This is a genomic window from Enterococcus sp. DIV0806c (genome assembly GCF_051710905.1).
GTDB lineage: Bacteria > Bacillota > Bacilli > Lactobacillales > Enterococcaceae > Enterococcus_B > Enterococcus_B mundtii.
Window position 1 is genome coordinate 1,699,254 of the sequence record NZ_JBIOLO010000001.1, and the last position, 14,103, is coordinate 1,713,356.

At 41.6% G+C, this 14,103-nt stretch carries 18 protein-coding genes and 1 riboswitch; of the genes, 1 reads left to right on the forward strand and 17 read right to left on the reverse strand.

From position 1 onward, the window contains the following. Positions 1-9 precede the first annotated feature (9 nt). Genes IGK77_RS08015 through IGK77_RS08085 form a run of 15 tightly spaced genes read right to left on the reverse strand, consistent with a single transcriptional unit; the run spans position 10 to position 11,651 of the window. Positions 10-1,410, reverse strand: coding sequence for an aldehyde dehydrogenase family protein (locus IGK77_RS08015; RefSeq protein ID WP_074799102.1), 1,401 nt, complete (start codon positions 1,408-1,410; stop codon positions 10-12). Further along, entirely contained in the window at positions 1,410-2,396 is a 987-nt protein-coding gene (locus IGK77_RS08020; RefSeq protein WP_074799104.1) for a cob(I)yrinic acid a,c-diamide adenosyltransferase, read from the reverse strand. Before IGK77_RS08020 ends, IGK77_RS08015 begins: the two co-directional genes overlap by 1 nt. Positions 2,397-2,409: 13 nt before the next feature. Beyond that, a complete protein-coding gene (locus IGK77_RS08025; RefSeq protein WP_071867455.1) occupies positions 2,410-2,673 on the reverse strand; it encodes a EutN/CcmL family microcompartment protein in 264 nt (87 codons plus the stop codon). Beyond that, positions 2,667-3,152: a PduM family microcompartment protein gene (pduM, locus tag IGK77_RS08030; RefSeq protein WP_071867456.1), complete on the reverse strand. Its 486-nt coding sequence runs from the start codon at positions 3,150-3,152 to the stop codon at positions 2,667-2,669. The genes IGK77_RS08025 and pduM overlap by 7 nt, the downstream gene beginning before the upstream one ends. Positions 3,153-3,161: 9 nt before the next feature. Then, positions 3,162-4,001 carry an ethanolamine utilization protein EutJ gene (gene eutJ / locus IGK77_RS08035; protein WP_115357683.1) on the reverse strand — a complete coding sequence of 280 codons (840 nt, stop codon included), beginning with the start codon at positions 3,999-4,001 and terminating at the stop codon, positions 3,162-3,164. A 16-nt stretch (positions 4,002-4,017) separates the two neighbouring features. Continuing rightward, on the reverse strand, positions 4,018-4,644 hold the full coding sequence (pduL, locus tag IGK77_RS08040) for a phosphate propanoyltransferase (protein WP_074799108.1): 627 nt from the start codon (positions 4,642-4,644) through the stop codon (positions 4,018-4,020). Then, a complete protein-coding gene (locus IGK77_RS08045) occupies positions 4,637-4,918 on the reverse strand; it encodes a BMC domain-containing protein (RefSeq protein WP_438713134.1) in 282 nt (93 codons plus the stop codon). The genes pduL and IGK77_RS08045 overlap by 8 nt, the downstream gene beginning before the upstream one ends. A gap of 13 nt (positions 4,919-4,931) precedes the next feature. Continuing rightward, complete coding sequence (locus IGK77_RS08050; RefSeq protein ID WP_074799112.1) at positions 4,932-5,450, reverse strand: BMC domain-containing protein; 519 nt, start codon at positions 5,448-5,450, stop codon at positions 4,932-4,934. Beyond that, a complete protein-coding gene (locus IGK77_RS08055; protein WP_074799115.1) occupies positions 5,447-5,806 on the reverse strand; it encodes a glycerol dehydratase reactivase beta/small subunit family protein in 360 nt (119 codons plus the stop codon). The genes IGK77_RS08050 and IGK77_RS08055 overlap by 4 nt, the downstream gene beginning before the upstream one ends. Beyond that, positions 5,799-7,628, reverse strand: a complete 1,830-nt coding sequence (locus IGK77_RS08060; protein ID WP_074799116.1) for a diol dehydratase reactivase subunit alpha — start codon at positions 7,626-7,628, stop codon at positions 5,799-5,801. The genes IGK77_RS08055 and IGK77_RS08060 overlap by 8 nt, the downstream gene beginning before the upstream one ends. A 29-nt stretch (positions 7,629-7,657) precedes the next feature. Next, positions 7,658-8,164, reverse strand: coding sequence for a diol dehydratase small subunit (locus IGK77_RS08065; RefSeq protein ID WP_071867463.1), 507 nt, complete (start codon positions 8,162-8,164; stop codon positions 7,658-7,660). A 13-nt stretch (positions 8,165-8,177) separates the two neighbouring features. Further along, entirely contained in the window at positions 8,178-8,855 is a 678-nt protein-coding gene (locus IGK77_RS08070; RefSeq protein ID WP_074799118.1) for a propanediol/glycerol family dehydratase medium subunit, read from the reverse strand. Between the two features lie 12 nt (positions 8,856-8,867). Further along, positions 8,868-10,529, reverse strand: a complete 1,662-nt coding sequence (locus IGK77_RS08075) for a propanediol/glycerol family dehydratase large subunit (protein WP_071867465.1) — start codon at positions 10,527-10,529, stop codon at positions 8,868-8,870. 20 nt (positions 10,530-10,549) lie between these two features. Beyond that, positions 10,550-11,359 carry a propanediol utilization microcompartment protein PduB gene (pduB, locus tag IGK77_RS08080; RefSeq protein ID WP_074799120.1) on the reverse strand — a complete coding sequence of 270 codons (810 nt, stop codon included), beginning with the start codon at positions 11,357-11,359 and terminating at the stop codon, positions 10,550-10,552. Positions 11,360-11,369: 10 nt separating this feature from the next. After that, on the reverse strand, positions 11,370-11,651 hold the full coding sequence (locus IGK77_RS08085; RefSeq protein ID WP_071867467.1) for a BMC domain-containing protein: 282 nt from the start codon (positions 11,649-11,651) through the stop codon (positions 11,370-11,372). A gap of 280 nt (positions 11,652-11,931) precedes the next feature. Here IGK77_RS08085 and IGK77_RS08090 point away from each other — a divergent pair, with 280 nt between their 5' ends. Next, positions 11,932-12,840, forward strand: a complete 909-nt coding sequence (locus IGK77_RS08090; protein ID WP_074799122.1) for a PocR ligand-binding domain-containing protein — start codon at positions 11,932-11,934, stop codon at positions 12,838-12,840. A 128-nt stretch (positions 12,841-12,968) separates the two neighbouring features. Then, a riboswitch (cobalamin riboswitch) is annotated at positions 12,969-13,136 on the reverse strand. 70 nt (positions 13,137-13,206) lie between these two features. Here the strand turns inward: IGK77_RS08090 and IGK77_RS08095 are convergent. Next, a complete protein-coding gene (locus tag IGK77_RS08095; RefSeq protein ID WP_074799124.1) occupies positions 13,207-13,641 on the reverse strand; it encodes a EutP/PduV family microcompartment system protein in 435 nt (144 codons plus the stop codon). A gap of 43 nt (positions 13,642-13,684) precedes the next feature. Next, positions 13,685-14,038: a BMC domain-containing protein gene (locus tag IGK77_RS08100; protein WP_071867470.1), complete on the reverse strand. Its 354-nt coding sequence runs from the start codon at positions 14,036-14,038 to the stop codon at positions 13,685-13,687. Positions 14,039-14,103 lie beyond the last annotated feature (65 nt).

The window sequence follows — 14,103 nt, forward strand, 5'->3', positions numbered from 1 at the left end:
TGTTTCCTCCTAACGAATCGAAAATCCGTCCGTTAATACACAACGACGTTTTCTAGCAAAATTTCTAGCAGTCGTCGTACACTCGCCGGTTGGTGTTGCAATCGTGAATGTGGTTGGACCTTCGCCACCAAATCCTAATCCTGCAAATGAAGAGCCATTTTTTACAAAGATCGAGGTTTGGAATTTTTTCGCTGCAAGGTTCAATCGTTGAATATTTTGGGAGTGCATCGTTGCTGTATGGTGACATTTATTTTCGATTCCTAATGCTGTCGGTAATGCTTCATCAAAATCTTTTACAGTCACGATCGGTAAGATCGGCATCAACATTTCTTTGACAACAAATGGATGATCTTTCTGTGTTTTCATGATGATCACTCGAATGTCCGCTGATACATGGACACCTACGGCGGCTAAGATCTCGCTCGCGTTTTTACCGACAAACTGTCGGTTAGGCGCACCATTTTCCGCAATCATCTGTTCGATCAATCGTTGAATGATTTGTTCATCACCTACATAATAAGCCCCTTGTTTTTCCATTTGTAAAATCAAGTAGTCAACGACTTGTTCGACAGCAACGACACTTTTCTCTGCCGTACATAAAATATTATTATCAAAAGATGCACCCAAGACAATATCTGCCGCTGCCTTATCAAGATCGGCGGTTTCATCAACAAGTGAAGGTGGATTGCCTTCTCCAGCAGCAATCGTTTTCTTACCACTCTTCATTGCTTGTCTCACCACACCAGGACCGCCTGTGATCACTAATAGTGAAATGTCTGGATGGGACATCATCTCTTGAGCAGCTTCAATCGAAGGTTTTTCGATCGTTACAACCAAGTTATGGATGCCACAGCTTTGATAAATCAATTCATTCAATTTTGAAACGACCCAGCCAGAAATGCGCTTCGCGCCTGGATGGACACTGAAATAAATAGCATTGCCTGCTGCAATCATTCCGATTGCATTACAGATCAACGTTTCTGCCGGATTAGTACTTGGTGTCACCGCACCGATCACGCCATACGGAGATAACTCATAAAGGGTCATTCCGTTGTCACCAGTGACCGCTTCAGTAATAAGATCTTCGACACCTGGTGTCTTGTTGATCGCAAGAGTCAATTTTTGGATCTTATCTTCATATCTTCCCATTTTCGTCTCTTCCACTGTTTCACGAGCAATTGTTTCGATATGCGGCGTCATTCCAGTACGAATCGCAGCAATGATTGCTCTTCGCTGTTCCAATGACAAGTCATCTAAACGCTCTTGTGCTACTTTTGCTGCGGCAACTGCTGTATCAACCGTTGGAAAAATCCCGACGGAAGAAGTTGCAACTGTTGCGGTAGTCGGTTCTTCTAAAAGGATTCCTTGAATCACTTTCATGATTTGTTCTTTTAATTGTTCTTCGCCCATCATGCTCGCTCCTTAAACTTTTTGATTCCTTTTGTTGCAATTTCCATATCTTGATCTGGACTACCACCGCTCACACCAATACCACCAACAATGTTTCCTTGCCCATCTTTGAGAAGGAATCCACCACCAAAGGTCACAAGCTTTCCATCACTTAATGTTTCTAATTGGAAAAGCGGCTGGTTTGGTTGTACCAACTCCGTTAGTTCGTGGGTGTCAGCTTTCATTGAGACCGTTGTATAAGCCTTTTTGATTGCCATGCTTTCACTCACAATCAGTGCATCGTCCATTCGATAGAATTGTTTCAAAGCCCCGTTTTTATCAACGATTGCAATAGAAACCGGTACGCTCAAACAATTCGCATGATCGATACACGCGTGAACGATCTCTTCAAAATCAAGTTTGATCTTTGGTTGTTGCACCCGTTCTTGATAACGACGGATGATTTGATTAAGCAGCACTTCTTGTTCCTGTTCATGATCTGCTTCACGGGCAAAAGAGTACAGACAATCAGATAAACGGTTGGCAAACTTGCTGAGTTCTGAACGGACTTCTTCGTTTTCCATAAAGCGATCAAGAACACGTTCCCCACGACGGCAAACCGTCCGAGCAACATGCAACTGCGCCCCTGCTAGACTTTTTCCAGGCAAAATAAATTCATGGATTTCTGGTAGTTTTGCTGTTTTTTCATCGATCCAGATTTCCAATTGATGAATATCTTCCGCAGAGATCAAGTCGCTTTTATGCGCTAATTTATCCTTTTTTGTTGCTGTCGCTAATTCTGCGTTCATCTGAAAAAGTTTATTTTGCACCCAGTCAAGCGCTTGTTGGCTTTCTGGATTTTTCAACATTTTTTGTGCCAAGCTGATTTGCGCACAGCACTCGTCAAACGTTCCATAGACTTCTACTCGTAAACTTGCTTTTTTTACTCGTGTCCCATCAAAAAGGCTCGTCATTCCTTGATCACCAGTTTTTGTATAGATCGGCATTCTTTTCACTTCCTTACATATCAAACGTATCGATGATACCAACAATCGCACAATCCACCGCTTCTGATGGCTCCGAGAATAAATGTCTCGCTGAACTACCGCTATTTAACAGAACATAATCACCAATTCCAGCACCTACCGTATCAGCTGCCACTTGTTGAAAACGTACTGCCTCTTTTTGAGCATTTATCGGTTGCACGATCATTAATTTTTTGCCTACAAGAGAGGAATCTTTTTGAGTAGAAACAACGCTACCAATAATTTTTCCCATTAACATTGCGATCCGCTCCTTTTACAGATAGTCATCTGTTTTTCCTGAATTTTTTCTTGCGCCAATAATGTAAAGTTTTGATTCGTTGAAAGTATCAACGCTGCTTGATTCGGTAAAACAGCCACTTGCTTGTAAGTGATATACCGATTTGAAAAGGCATAACATGGTTTTTCAGCAACTGTAAAAACTTCGACGTTATAATGGAAGATTTCTACAGGTATCAAAGTCAGATCCGAAAAAGAGCATTGAAATCTAAGCTCACAACCGTAGTCCAAGCTACGAAATAGCCATCGTACGAATGGGTCGTTCTCATTTTTTGTTGCAAATTTCGTTAAAAAGAAGCAGTCGCAATTTTTGACATAGATATATTTATTCGACAAAAAAGGGCTGATCGAATCCGTTTGAACGGAATCAGTTGATACGAACAATGTACTTTTTTCTCTTTTTATTAGCCAACCCACTACTTTTTGAACAATATCTTCCATACGAAACTCCTATTCCACAATGACTTTTGAGGCCATCGCTATGCCGATCGGTGTAACGAATTGCGGATGAACAGGTTTCAATACTTTCTTACCAATGACGCTACTCATTTCTTCTTCAAACTGTGAAAAATAGGCAGCCCCGCCGACAACAAAAATCGGCTCTATTGGATGTTCATCTAGCATTTTTTTGGCGATGGTCGCCATTTTTTGGATCACTGGACGACAAATCGTAAAATTTTCTGCTTCATTTTTGGGATTTCTCTTTATTTTTTCTGCGTCATCTATATCTACGCTATGATAACCGGCGATCACTAGAGTCATATGTGTACCACCAGTTGGTTCATCATCAACGAAGGCAACTTCTCCATTTTTAAGGACACTGATCCCCGTCGTACCGCCCCCGATATCAATGACCGCCCCATCTGTAATATCAAGTGTCAAGGCAGCCGCTGATGGTTCATCCACTAACTGGTCGATTTCCATGCCGGCACTTTCAATGACGTTTGCCACGACTTTTTTGTTGTTGCCGATCGTTCCTGGGGGGATAGCCCCGGAAGCTGCTTTAAGTGCAAACCCTAAAGCGGCTTCCGCTTCTTCCCTTAATACTTCAACGATCTTTACTGCTTTTTGATAATCAACGACCAAGCCATCACGTATCACTTTGGCTTCTTTGAACGAACCGAACAATGGTTGATTGTCAGCATCTAAGACAACTAAGACGATCGAAGCTGTGCCCAGATCAACACCAACCTTATAGCCATCGGCCGCTTTGTGACCAGTTGGCACAAAAGAATGGACGATTTGATTGAAAGATTCTAGTAACTCATTGCCTTTCTCAATTCCTTGCATCTTTTGCTCCTTCTGATCAACGAATGATCCTTGCTCTAGTTTCGGTAGTGACATTGGCCGCATTGGCTTCATCTGTATCGATGTGCATTTCCATGATAAATTTTTCGTGCGGGCGTAGCGCAACCTCATGATAGACAGTTCCTCGTTCGCCAGATAAAATTTCGACTGAAACGCTCTCATCCTTATGCAGATCCAAACGTTTCATATCTTCATGATTCAAATGGATGTGACGTTGTGCGATGATTGTAGCTGGGATCGTAATTGAAGCAGCTTCGGTCATCAAAGTGATTTCTACTGCTTCATCAAGATCACCAGAAAGTTTGATTGGTGGATTGATCCCTAATAGACGTGCATCTGTTTTTGATACTTCTACTTGTGAGCGATTGCGGAACGGACCCAGAATCCGCACTCTTTCGATCTTTCCTTTTGGACCGATCAACGTCACCGTTTGTTTTGCCGCAAATTCACCTGGTTGCTTTAAATCACGCAATTTTTCGATGGATTGTCCTGGGAAAAGTTGTTCAAAGTGAGCAGGTGTCAAATGGATATGACGATTAGAGATACCAATCGGAAAGGTTTGATCAAGATCTGCGATCACCTTCCGAACGATTTCTTTCAACTCAGCTTTTGAAAAATCAAGCATTGTTTTGACCTGCTAATAGTTTGTTCACATCATGATGAGGGCGAGGGATCACGTGTACAGAAACCACTTCACCTATACGCTCAGCTGCGGCAGAACCTGCATCTGTCGCTGCTTTAACCGCACCAACATCTCCACGAACCATGATCGTTACTAAACCAGAACCGATTTTCTCCGTTCCGATCAATTGTACGTTTGCGGCTTTCACCATTGCATCAGCTGCCTCGACAGCCCCTACTAAACCTTTTGTTTCGATCATTCCTAATGCGTCATTCATTTATGTGTTCCTCCTAGTTTTTCTTATTTTTTTTGGTTGCAGTTTTATTTCCTTTTTTAGAAGAATCTTTTGACTTTTTTTCTTTGCTTGCCACTTCATCAGTGCTAAGTGAAGTAGGTTCTTTCTTATCTTCCTTGATAACAGGTACATTTTCACTCTTCACTGGTGTGGTTTTGTCTATTGAGGGTTCTTGCTTCGTTGCTGTTTCCTCAATATCAATGACAGGTTGCTCTGCTTGTAGGGAATCATGTTGCGCTTCTTTTGAAGAAAAGACATCAAGGATATTGTCTCCTGGTCTTGGTATAACTAGAGAAGAGACGTAAGCATCCAGACCAATGGCAGCTGACTTCGCTGCATCGATCGCTGCTTTGACAGCCCCGACATCCCCTTGGATCATCACGGTCATCCAGCCAAAACCTTTTGTTTTTTCTATACTCAAAAGTTCAATATTTGCGGATTTCACCATGATATCAGAAAGGTTGATGGCACTGGCTAATCCTGTTGATTCGATCATTCCGATTGCTTGATTCATTGTTTCACCTCCAATAATTCCAAGGATTTTAATGGAATACCTTTGACGATTCGAGCAGCATTACTTCCTAGATTTCTCAAGATCGCAGAAGGGACAATTGAAACATGCTCCAACACTTGATAAGGTTTCTCTTTTTTCAAGCTTTTATGATGTATGCAAAGAGTGTCCCTGCTCCCACCAATACCTACTTGTAAAGGAGAAGCTAAAGCCGCTTCATACGCCGCTTGTGCTGCATCTTCAAATACTTTTGCTTCTAGCTTATACGGAATGCTTTCTTCTTCTATCCCATAGAGTAACGAAGTCAAGATTTCTTCGTCTATTCCATTTACGTAGATGATGATCGACGGTCTATCCATGTTCATTCCTCCTCAAATGTGAAAGGATCAACCCAGTGGCAACCGCATTTCTAGGACCTTCACACGCACGGACATTTCCTTGTCCAGCAACTAACCCATAGTGAGATAACGCATCTGTCACGATTTGGGGAATCTCAAAATCAAGTGCTGATCCTCCAACGATCACAACAAAAGGAATATCACGGATGTTGCCAGTTGGACTTACTCGTTTCAATGCTCGAATCGTGTTTGTTACAAATACTCGTTTTTTCGCTGTCTGTCTAACTAATTTGATTTTTTCGATTGAAAGATCAAGTGGAATTGGAATGAGACCCTCTGGTTTGACAACGACAACTTTCGCAAATAAATGAGGATCTAACGGTTCCTCAAAGAATTGCACACTACCGTCTTCATGTCGGATATAAAAGATGTTCTCTACTTTTGCCAAAGGATACTTTTTGATATCTTCTGCCAAGTAAATATCGTCGATCCCTAACTCCGACTTGATCAATAATGTCACCATATCTCCTGCACCAGCCAAATGTGTAGCAGAAATCGCTTGTTCCCCAATGATCGACGCATCAGTCGAACCAGCACCTAAGTCCAAAATAGCTAAAGGTGTGCTTGTACCAGGTGTCGTCAAGGCGCCCAAAATAGCCGCTTCTGCTTCTGCCCCGCCAATTTCAACAGGTGTTTTCAAATCTTCTTCAATGGATTGTGCGATTTTCGACATTTGCAAATGATCCGATTTGACCATCGAAGCAATCCCTACTGCTTGCTCCATCGAGAACTCACCGGCAACACCACCTTTGACCTCTATCGGCACAAAAGTATCGACTGCCAGTAAGTCTTGGATGAAAATTTCTGCGAGGGGGCGTTCCGTTAAATTCGCCATCGTTAGTCGAACTTTTTCGAGCATCCCACCGACATTGGTTCCTGACTCACCAGTCACATTGTCGATTTCTGCAAACGAACTCACCGCAGTCATGATATCTTCTGCACCAGCAGAGATTTCAACGATTTTACGACGATTGCCACCTGTAATCTCAATACTTCCTGCCGGGATCACTCGTGCTTGTACATCCCCTTGAGGTGTCTTGATCACAACGGCAGAACGATTACCAATCAACGCACGAGCCATAGGAACGATACTTTTCGTTGCTTCTGAATCCAGTTCAAAAACTGTCGCAATACCATATGGATTCGATAATTGAGCAACCCCTTGACCGGCAGGCGCTACTTCGACCGCAGCTAACATGCCTAGTGGAATTTTTTCAATATAAGCCACTTCGTCTATGATCGGGATCTTATGAGTCAAACGATTATTGACTAAAACCCCATCATCACTTTGAAGAATCGCACCTGTGACCCGAATATTCGTTTCAACGATTTGGTTGATCCATTTCGCCGCCTGATCAAATTCGATTTCTTTTTCAACGACGACGACATAGTCATCATCGCTGAATGTTTTTTGGACTAATTCTGATAATTTGATCGTTTTTCCTACGCCTAAGCCATGACCGCCAGGCGTTTTTGGGTTGTGACCGATCATCGTCGATTCGGTGATGATCGTTTCCGTGATCATCTCCATCGCCACGTCACCAATGACAGGCGTTGCCTCGTTGATGCGGATCAAATCGATATCGGAGATCGTAAGATCATTTTTAGCGCAAGCTTCATTGATTGCTTTATAGATCCCAAAGAGATTTTTCTTTGTTCCTTTGATCCCCGTTGTTTCAGTAATAGCCGATTGTAGAAAATGAACCTGATCATTCGTATCGATCTCTGCAAGTGCGATCTCCGTTGAGGAATTTCCAATATCAATACCTATAATACGTTTCATGCACATTCCTCCCGATAACTGGCGATCCTTTAATTATCCCCTTTGAGCTTCTTACGTGTTTCATAATGTTCACTTGCTTCACGGAAATAAGCAGCAGAGATTTTCGCATGGTATTTCGTTTCTAATTCGTCGGCAATATCTAACAATTCTTGTTTACTTGAGCGATACGGACGTAACGCATTGTACATTGCTAAGACACGCTCATCAGGAACCGCCGTCAATTCTGCGGCACGATCGAAGTTAGAAGAAATCGTCTTGCGTCCTGCACTATGAGCAATTTCACCTTGCGCTTTTAAGATCGATGGTGTGATCTTCAAGTCTTCTGGCGTTAAAGAACCGTTCAATACATTAGCTAATGTGATATCTTCTAACGTTTTGCCTGTTTTTGTTTTCACCCAGTCTGGATGTTTGACGGCAATTGGGTAATCAGCAGTCGTCGCTTGGGCGCCATTCGCAACTTCAGTTGTCCCAGTCGGTTTATTGTTCATATCTTGTAAGATATTTCTTACCAAGCTTTCTAATGTCTGTTCGTTCATCTGTTTCACCTCGTTATAATGTTACAGCAATTTCTTCTGCTGGTTTCCCAATGACAACATGCTTTGTTTCTTTGATGTGAAGTAAAGCAGATTGTGCTTGGTATTTCGGACGTGCCATTTGGTCATTCATCATCGGCACTGGATTTGGTGATTCGCCTTTTGCATATTTCGCAGCGTTCTTACCGATTGCACGATACGTTTCCAGCGTGATCAGTGGCGCTTGCGGGAATAATTCAAGATTTGACAATGGTTGTAGATCTTTTTGGTGAATGATCGCCGTTCCTTTTGATTGGATCGACACGCAAATTCCTGAACCTGAAAGCTTATCTCCCTCAACTGCGACAAATGCCACATCAGATGAACGGAAAACTTTGACTACACGGGCTTTCAACCCTTCTTCTTCGATTCCTGCAATCACTTGTTTCAAGATATCTTTATGGCTCACACCAATGATATTCGTTGTTTGAGATGTTGCGAATGCAGGTCCAACTGCAATAACCACTTCGTCTTGTGCATTGCCAGGTTGTGCGACACCGATTGAACGGAACCAAGATTCAGAATTGTTGTCTGTCGCTACAGCCGTCGACGGTGTACTTTTGAACGCAACTGTTTGTTCACTTTTCGTTGTATCCATTTCAGTCAAGACTTCTTGAATGATCGATCTTAGTAAATTTTCGTTGATTTCTGCCATTTCATACTCCTCCTATATATCCTGCGGGTTGATTGCGTTAGGAATTGCTTTCACTTTTTCCCACTCTGAGCCATCTAAACGGTGTCCAGTTCCTGGTCCAGCATAGTCATTTTTATCATTGACAGCAGAAATGACATTCCAATCTTTATCAAAGATAGAAGAAGTTTGTAAAAAGTCTCCGGCAACGCGTTGTTTCAATAGATTCAATACACTGACAGCCACATCTTCAAAGCCTGTTTTAGATAATGCTTTGACTAGATCTAAACCAGTTGCTCCACTAGCCAACAACTCTTCTGCACCTTTGATATCTTGAACCATATCACGAGCAGGCATGTCATCAGAACCACGAGCATAAGTCGCCGCTTCTACTTCTTCGTCTGTGATCGTTGGCAACCCTAACTCTGCAAATAGTGCTTGCATCGCTTTCGCTGCTTTATTACGAACTTTGATCACTTCTGCTTCTTTGACTGGTCGTAAACCACCATCAACACGAAGGTCACGTTGTAAAATGTTGTAATCGTCGAAATCATCTGCATCAAAGTTTGAACCCGCAAACATATTGTCGTAATTCGGAGTAGCAGAGTAGCCAGAAGAGATATAGTCAGTCCCTGGTAAGAATTGCATCAATAAACGAGCTGTTCGACGGATATCTGAGTGAGAGAATGTTTGGTCATTTCCAGAGGCCACTTCAAGGTCAAGCAACATAGCGATCAAGTTTTCCGCTAAGACCGCACGAATCCCTGATGGCACCGCACCTGGAATACCGATACAACTGATCGAACCATTTTGTAACCCTTGAACCCCCGCTGCTTTTGTCAGATAAATACATCTAGTTTCCAAGTACAACATCGATTTGCCTTCTGCATAACCCATTTGTACTTCTGAACCAGTCCCTGAGGTGAAACGCATCTTCAAGCCGCGAGACGCATAACATGAGGCAAGGAATCCTTTCGACCAAGGCGTATCATCGCCATCGGTAAATACTTTCTCTGTTCCATAAACTGAGATCGTTTCAGCATAAGCTGTGAATCCTCTCATACCAAGGTCAAGTTCAGTTGCTTCTTCCAATGAGCACTGTGTCAACACCCCTGGACGTCCAACTTGTGAACCAATCATGATCGAGATGGCATTAAATGGTGCATAACGTGCAACCGCAACTGTGGTTTCTTGTTCATCAAACCCACGTAAAGCACCTTCAGCGGCATCCGCAGCAATCTGCACTGGGTTGTCGCGTAAGTTTGTTACGTGAGATTGGGTGGTAGGACGACGGCGAGCACGCATTTTTTGCACAGCCATCATCATTTCAACCACGTTCATGTAGCCAACCACTTCATTGATTTTTGCCGGTGTAGCAGAAGTCGTCAATTGGATGATTTCTTCACGACAAATGTTTGGATCAACGATTTTATTCGCTAATTCTTTCGATGACATTTGCATAACTTCTTCCGCACGAGTGATGTCGATGCCATACTGTGCAATATAAGCATCGATCAAATCAAAGTCTTCTTTTGCTTTTCCATCTAATTCAACGACTTCACCCGCAACGATCTTGATGCTTGGTTTTGGATCATTAGGACTTTGCATGGCAATCAGACCTTCGTCTATCCACTCATCAACAAATCCATCTTGGTTCACTGGTCTTTTTGATAATTCTTCAAATCGTTTCGATTTCATCTATTTACTCACTCTCCAATTTAAATATATGATGGCTGATCATTTGTTGGCTCACTACCTAATGTCGCTAATAGTTTGATACCGATTTCGCGAGCAGAAATAACAGCCTGACGGACAGCCCCTGAATCACCACTAAATGTCATCGTGACTTCATTTGAGAAATTCTGTCCATTTTGTGGAGTCGCATAGCTGACCACTTCAATATTCGCCGCCTTCATGGCTGTATCTGCCATCACTACACCGATTGCAGCTGGTGCACCAACGATCAAACCAAATGATTTGCCGATTGGAGTTCCAAATACTTTGTTACACGCATAACTTGCTCTGGCAGTGTATTGACATTCAATGTGGCCTGCTTCATTCGCATACACATCTCCGAACGTGCGAGTATCCACTTCTTTTAACGTCACTTCTACCGCTCGTTTAACATCCGAAACATCATCCCCACCAAAAATGATAAGCGAACCATGTCCAGCGCCACCTTTAGTATCTCTTGGCATTTCGATCGAGATGACTTCTGTGTTTGTTGCTTTGACTGCTTCATCTGCCGCTAAAATATGCGGTCCAGCACCGGTACGAGCACCTACGATACCAATCGATCGATATTTTTTCTCTAATTTCATCGTATCCAATAAGGCTGAATCAACATTTGCGATCACTAAACCAATAGTATCCCCAAATGCTGATGCACCGACAAATTCTGTTAATCCACAATATTTTTCAATCATTTTGCTTGTTCCTCCCGATGTAGTTTCCTTTGTTTCATTCGATTCGATTTTATTCAAAACTTTTTTCAAGATTTCTTCTACTGCTGCATTGCTTTCAACCATTTAAATCACCTCAGTCAGTTAAATTTGGGAGTACTCTCTCAACCTCAGAGTGAGGGCGTGGAATCACATAATTTGAAACAACTTCTCCCACAGAACTAGCTGCTGTCACGCCAGCATCAACTGCGGCTTTTACTGCACCTACATCTCCTCTGACCATTACAGTGACTAAACCTGAACCGATTTTTTCAGTACCGATCAGCGTTACATTTGCCGCCTTCACCATCGCATCTGCTGCTTCGATCGATCCAATCAAACCGCGAGTTTCAATCATGCCTAAAGCTTCTTGACCCATTGTCATACCTCCTAATTTTAGTAGCGCTTACAAAAACTATCATAATAAAAAAAGATGGGAAATAATTGCCCCATCTTTTTTGTACCTATTGAGATAATAATAATAATTTGCTGTGAATAAAAAAAGAAAACACGACAAATAGGCTTAAATTTAAATAATTCAAGCCAAATAATCTATCAAATTCTTGTCATTTGATAGTCAAAATTGTGGTATTTGTGATGTTTTATACAATAACCATTGTTTTTCTGTTAAAATAAGTGCCATGAAAGGGGGCTGTTGCATGATTCAAGGTCATCCAAAAGGAATTCATTCAGATAGACTAGCAAAGATATTGGAAGAATTTGCATTAGCAGTCGATTATGGCGCTGTTTTAGTTGATATTCACGGCAAAGAAACGTCAAATCTATTTAATTTTTCTCCTTTTTGCCAAAATATGCGAGCAAATCCACAATTCAAACATCTCTGTCAAAAGTGTGATGCTTACGGTGGTTTAGAAGCATCAAAGACTGGAAAACCACACATTTATCAATGCCATGCTGGATTGACGGATATCTCATTACCTTTGATCCATGATCGACAACTGCACGGTTTTGCACTTTTTGGGCAAGTAAAAGTATCAGATATTGAAGATCATCAAATCGACCGCATTCATCCATCCATCACGAATTGGAAAGAGCATGCGGAGTTGAGGCATGCACGTAATAAGGTACGCGTAGTGAACAGAAAACAGGTCACGGCTGCCGCCTCACTTTTCGAAACGATTGCTCAACATTATGAGAAAGAAGAAAACCATCCTAGAGATCGAATCAAATTCAATATCAAAACAGCTGAACATAAACCGATTAAGTCTAAAAACAAACGAATCGACTCCGACCATGGAGAAATCAATAAAGCAATCGAATATATCAATAAAAATCTCTCTCGCAATATTACCTTAGATGAAGTGGCAAATCATGTCTATTTGAGTCATTATTATTTCAGCAGACTCTTCAAAAAAGAATTAGGCATCAGTTTTGTCAACTACCTTAATAAACAGAGAATCGAACAAGCAAAAGAATTATTACGCCAAACCAATTTAAGCGTTCAAAAAATTGCTTATCGCATCGGTTATACCCAACCGAGCTATTTCTGTAAGTTATTCAAAAAAGAGACCGGAACAACTCCTGCTTCCTTTCGAAGAACGAGCTGATCCACTGAAAGACAGTTGTCCGACTGTCTTTTTGTTTAATAAAAAATGAAGTGTCTTCGAAAAAACACTTCACTAAACAAACCGTTCAATAGGAATCGGTTCGGCTCGCAAAGTAATTTTCCCAATAAAATCACTTTCACATCATGTAAGGTATCCTGACTTTGCTTCATCCTACTACCTCGCCTTCCCGTAAGTGGCTAAATTGAGGGGTCGTCTGCATATACAGTAAAAAGGGTCTGTCAAGGATTCGCACCTTGTTCCCTTCACATCATGTGCTCATATTTTATTATTTTCAATTATACATTAATTCACAATCGCGGTCAATAGATAACGGAAACGATTTATTTTAAAAATTGTTTTTGGCTTTTATCCATTCGTAGACAAGTGTTTCTCTAACTCATCTAAACCAAAACCTGTTATCGTAGAAACTTCAAATATCTTAGAAGCACCGGCTAACTCCAATAATTCACGGGCTTTTGCTAGCGTCTGCTGATCTGCTAAATCGACTTTGGAGATCACACCAATCACTTCTTTGTTGAATCTCGATGAAAAATAAGGTGGAAAATAGTTTTGTGCGCTTGTAATATCTTGAACGAATGCCACTACCTCCGCCTCGATTGAAGCACTGACCAACGCATTATAATAAAACTGATTTTCCATGAACTCACCCGGTGTATCAATTGACTCATCCAGATAATACACTTGTTGAGTCTTGTGATAAGAAATGTCTTTCTTTTGTAGCCACTGTGACAATGTAGTCTTACCGCTACCTGTTTGTCCGATAAAAATCACTCGACGCATCTCTTCACCTATCGTCTCTCATAAATAAATAACTACCAACCATTTAGGTTTTTGTAATATTAGGCGTATCAAACCCCAAAACCGTACTCATTGTTTGGATAACTTGTTGCAAAGCATATTCAACTGAAGATACCTCACCAGTAAAAACGACTGATCCACTAAAGCGATCCATGAAACCAATCGCCACATCTCCAGATTTTTTTGCGATATCTGCACCAATAATCGACGCCTCACTCGGTGTGATCGTCAAAATACCGATAGCATTACTTGCTTCACTTAATCCAAGTTTTGTAAAAACTTCACGATCTGCATTTGGGATAATATGCGCAAGTGTGACCTGTTTTCCAGGGACGTACTCTTGGATCGTTCGTTCGATTTGTCTTTCATTTGCTACCATTTGCCACCTCCTACAATCTGATAATAACTATATTCTAGCATAGATGAATAAAAGGATTTTGCTTT

Coding starts and splice junctions, on each gene's coding strand:
- IGK77_RS08015 (WP_074799102.1), bottom strand. CDS start 1,410: ATGGGCGAAGAACAATTAAAAGAACAAATCATGAAAGTGATTCAAGGA.
- IGK77_RS08020 (WP_074799104.1), bottom strand. CDS start 2,396: ATGCCGATCTATACAAAAACTGGTGATCAAGGAATGACGAGCCTTTTT.
- IGK77_RS08025 (WP_071867455.1), bottom strand. CDS start 2,673: ATGTTAATGGGAAAAATTATTGGTAGCGTTGTTTCTACTCAAAAAGAT.
- pduM (WP_071867456.1), bottom strand. CDS start 3,152: ATGGAAGATATTGTTCAAAAAGTAGTGGGTTGGCTAATAAAAAGAGAA.
- eutJ (WP_115357683.1), bottom strand. CDS start 4,001: ATGCAAGGAATTGAGAAAGGCAATGAGTTACTAGAATCTTTCAATCAA.
- pduL (WP_074799108.1), bottom strand. CDS start 4,644: ATGCTTGATTTTTCAAAAGCTGAGTTGAAAGAAATCGTTCGGAAGGTG.
- IGK77_RS08045 (WP_438713134.1), bottom strand. CDS start 4,918: ATGAATGACGCATTAGGAATGATCGAAACAAAAGGTTTAGTAGGGGCT.
- IGK77_RS08050 (WP_074799112.1), bottom strand. CDS start 5,450: ATGAATCAAGCAATCGGAATGATCGAATCAACAGGATTAGCCAGTGCC.
- IGK77_RS08055 (WP_074799115.1), bottom strand. CDS start 5,806: ATGGATAGACCGTCGATCATCATCTACGTAAATGGAATAGACGAAGAA.
- IGK77_RS08060 (WP_074799116.1), bottom strand. CDS start 7,628: ATGAAACGTATTATAGGTATTGATATTGGAAATTCCTCAACGGAGATC.
- IGK77_RS08065 (WP_071867463.1), bottom strand. CDS start 8,164: ATGAACGAACAGACATTAGAAAGCTTGGTAAGAAATATCTTACAAGAT.
- IGK77_RS08070 (WP_074799118.1), bottom strand. CDS start 8,855: ATGGCAGAAATCAACGAAAATTTACTAAGATCGATCATTCAAGAAGTC.
- IGK77_RS08075 (WP_071867465.1), bottom strand. CDS start 10,529: ATGAAATCGAAACGATTTGAAGAATTATCAAAAAGACCAGTGAACCAA.
- pduB (WP_074799120.1), bottom strand. CDS start 11,359: ATGGTTGAAAGCAATGCAGCAGTAGAAGAAATCTTGAAAAAAGTTTTG.
- IGK77_RS08085 (WP_071867467.1), bottom strand. CDS start 11,651: ATGGGTCAAGAAGCTTTAGGCATGATTGAAACTCGCGGTTTGATTGGA.
- IGK77_RS08090 (WP_074799122.1), top strand. CDS start 11,932: ATGATTCAAGGTCATCCAAAAGGAATTCATTCAGATAGACTAGCAAAG.
- IGK77_RS08095 (WP_074799124.1), bottom strand. CDS start 13,641: ATGCGTCGAGTGATTTTTATCGGACAAACAGGTAGCGGTAAGACTACA.
- IGK77_RS08100 (WP_071867470.1), bottom strand. CDS start 14,038: ATGGTAGCAAATGAAAGACAAATCGAACGAACGATCCAAGAGTACGTC.